Source organism: Monashia sp. HAY1-5C, assembly GCF_056755255.1.
On the sequence record NZ_JBPGXG010000229.1, the window covers coordinates 1 to 3,438 of the forward strand.

Annotated in this window: 3 protein-coding genes; all 3 read left to right on the forward strand. The window is 72.1% G+C overall.

The window, feature by feature from the left end; translation table 11 throughout:
* On the forward strand, window positions 1-2,091 hold a 2,091-nt coding region (locus tag ACR9ZK_RS21080), incomplete at its 5' end, for an oxidoreductase (RefSeq protein ID WP_481343923.1).
* The gene (locus ACR9ZK_RS21085; protein ID WP_481343924.1) at window positions 2,088-2,513 is read left to right on the forward strand and encodes an acyl-CoA thioesterase; all 426 of its coding nucleotides are present in this window, start codon (window positions 2,088-2,090) and stop codon (window positions 2,511-2,513) included. The genes ACR9ZK_RS21080 and ACR9ZK_RS21085, both read left to right, overlap by 4 nt.
* Window positions 2,514-2,672: 159 nt before the next feature.
* On the forward strand, window positions 2,673-3,438 hold a 766-nt coding region (locus tag ACR9ZK_RS21090; protein WP_481343925.1), incomplete at its 3' end, for an ATP-binding protein.

Here is a 3,438-nt window from a genome sequence, read left to right on the forward strand (position 1 = left end):
CTCCAGGCGCGGGTGGCCGAGCTCGGCGTGCAGGTGCACTACCGCACCGAGGCACCCGACGCGGACCTGCTCCGGGCGCAGTACGACCTCGTCGTCGCCGCCGACGGGCTCAACTCGCAGGTGCGGACGCGGTACGCCGACGCCTTCGGTCCGAGCCTGGACCGGCGCCACAACAAGTACATCTGGTTCGGCACCGACCTGGTGTTCGAGGCGTTCCAGTTCATCGTCCGCAACACGCAGTGGGGGACGATGCAGATCCACGGCTACCCCTACTCCGACCAGGGATCGACGTTCATCGTGGAGATGCACGAGGACGTCTGGCGCCGAGCCGGTTTCGACCGCACCGAGGAGGAGGTGTTCCCGCCCGGGGTCTCCGACGACTACGCGGTCGGGCGCGTGGCGGAGATCTTCGCCGAGGACCTCCGCGGCCACCGCATCCTCACCAACAACTCCAAGTGGCTGAGCTTCACGACGGTGCGCAACGACCGCTGGCACGACGAGAACGTCGTCCTGCTCGGCGACGCGGCGCACACGGCCCACTTCTCCATCGGTTCGGGGACCAAGCTCGCCATGGAGGACGCCCTGGCCCTGGCGGCCTGCCTGCACGAGCACGACTCGGCGCCCGAGGCCCTCGCCGCCTACCAGGTGGAGCGCAAGCCCGTCGTCGAGTCGACCCAGCGGGCGGCGCAGGCGAGCCTCGAGTGGTTCGAGAACATCGGGATGTACGCCGGCCAGGACACCGACGAGTTCACGTTCAACCTGCTCACGCGGTCGCGGCGGATCACCTTCGAGAACCTCAAGGACCGGGACGCGGAGTTCGCCCGGCGCATCGAGGCCGGCTTCGCCCGGCGCAGCGGCTCGGGCGAGGAGGCACCGGCGATGTTCCAGCCGACGCGGATCGGCGCTCTCGAGCTGAAGAACCGGATCGTCCTGTCCCCCATGGACATGTACTCCGCCGTCGACGGGGTGCCGGGCGAGTTCCACCTCGTGCACCTGGGCTCCAAGGCGCTCGGCGGTGCCGGGCTCGTCATGTCCGAGATGACGTGCGTGTCCCCCGAAGGTCGCATCACGCCGGGCTGCCCGGGTCTGTGGTCCGACGAGCAACGCGACGCGTGGGCGCGGGTGACCGCGTTCGTCCACGAGCACAGCACGGCCAGGATCGGCCTGCAGCTGGGGCACTCCGGGCGCAAGGGCTCCACCAGGCTCATGTGGGAGGGCATGGACGAGCCACTCGGAGAAGGCAACTGGGAGGTCGTCGGCCCCTCGGCGCTGCCCTACGGCGAGGGCTGCCACGTGCCGCGCGAGATGACCCGGGCGGACATGGACCGCGTCGTCACCGAGTTCCGGGACGCCGCCCGTCGCGGCGTGGAGGCCGGGTTCGACCTCGTCGAGGTGCACGCGGCGCACGGCTACCTGCTCTCCTCGTTCCTGTCCCCCATCTCCAATCTGCGGACCGACGACTACGGCGGCTCGCCGGAGAACCGGCTGCGGTTCCCCCTCGAGGTGTTCGACGCGGTGCGCGGTGCCGTGCCGGCGAGCGTCCCGGTCACCGTCCGCATCTCCGCGACGGACTGGGCGCCGGACGGCAACACCGAGCACGACGCGGTCCAGATCGCGCGCGCCTTCATCGAGCACGGTGCCGCCGCCATCGACGTGTCGTCCGGGCAGGTCACCAAGGAGGAGAAGCCGGCGTTCGGGCGCTCCTACCAGACGCCGTTCGCCGACCGGATCCGTCACGAGGTGGCGCGCCCGGCCGGTGTGGCCGTCATCGCCGTCGGGGCCATCTCCTCCTACGACGACGTCAACTCCATCCTCCTCGCCGGCCGCGCCGACCTCTGCGCCCTCGGACGCACGCACCTCTACGACCCGCAGTGGACGCTGCACGCCGCAGCCGAACAGGGGTACGTCGGGCCCGCCGCGGAGTGGCCGACGCCGTGGAAGGCGGGTCGACGCCGTCCGCCGACGTCGCGCACCGACAAGATCCCGCCCCGGCTCGCACTGCTGCGCGACGCGGGTTCGGACGACGTGCACCTCCGGTGGCGCCCCGGTGCCCCTGCGGCCGCTCCCGCGGAAGACGTCGTGTCGGTGTGAACGGCAGCCCGCTCGCCCACGCGTCCGTGCGGTCGCGGATCGAGTGGATCGACACCGACGCGGCCGGGATCTACCACAACAGCACGGTGGTGCGGCTGGTCGAGACCGTCGAGGCCGCGCTGGTGCGCGACCGCGGCCTCGACGGCTACTTCCCCGTGGCCCCCAGGGTCCGCTACGAGGCGGACTTCGAGGCGCCGCTGTTCTTCGGGCAGGAGGTCACGACGACCCTTGCCGTCACCGAGCTGGGCACCACCTCGATGACCTTCTCCTTCGAGGTCTGGGGTGAGGCCTTCGAGGGCGCGCCGCGCACGCGCGCGGCGCGGGGGCGCTACGTCACCGTGCACCTGGACCGGGACGGGTCGGGCCGGGCCACGACCTCCCCGTGGCCCGCCGACTGGGTCGAGAAGCTCTCCCGCGCCTGACCGGCGACAGCACACCCGAGGTTGCTGCTCCCGGTCCGGCTAGCGGCCGGATGTCGCGCGCGGACGCAGGCGAGTGTGGCTCCATTGACAGGACCCTGACCGGGCCGCAGGCTCGGGGGAGCAGGCCACCCCCGGGGTCGTCGAACGGAGTCCATGGGCATGACGATGGCGAAGGCGGAGCCCCGCAACGCCCTGCCCGCGGAGCTGACCAGCTTCGTGGGCCGGCGCCAGGAGCTGGGCGACATCCGGCGGCTGCTGGCAGGCAGCCGGATGCTGACGCTGACCGGGATGGGCGGCGTCGGCAAGACCCGCCTCGCGCTGAGAACGGCTGCGGGGGTGCGGCGCGCCTTTCCCGACGGTGTGTGGTTCGTCGAGCTGGCTGCCCTCAGCGACCCCCAGCTGCTGCCCCACACGGTCGCGAGCGCCCTGGGCCTGGACCACGTCTCCGAGGCCCCCCTCGCCGACCTCGCCGACCACCTCCAGGACAAGCAGCTGCTCCTGGTCCTCGACAACTGCGAGCACCTGACCGAGGCCTGCGCCGTCGTGGCCAGCAAGCTGCTCGCCGCGGCACCGGGGCTGCACGTCCTGGCGACGAGTCGGCACGTGCTCGGCGTCGAGGGCGAACAGGTCCTCGCCATCCCGCCGCTGTCCACGCCCGGGGACGTCGATGGTCGCGCCGGCGACGCCATGCACTACGAGGCCGTGGCCCTGCTCGCGGACCGGGCCAGCGCCGTCGATCCCGGATTCCGGGTCACCGACGAGAACCGGGACGGCGTGGTCGAGCTCTGCCGGAGGCTGGACGGTCTGCCGCTCGCCCTCGAGCTCGCTGCGGTCTGGCTGCGGGCGCTCTCGCCGGCGGAGGTGCTGGACCGGCTCGAGGACCGTTTCTCGCTGCTCACGAGTGCCCGCCGCGCGGTGCCGGCGC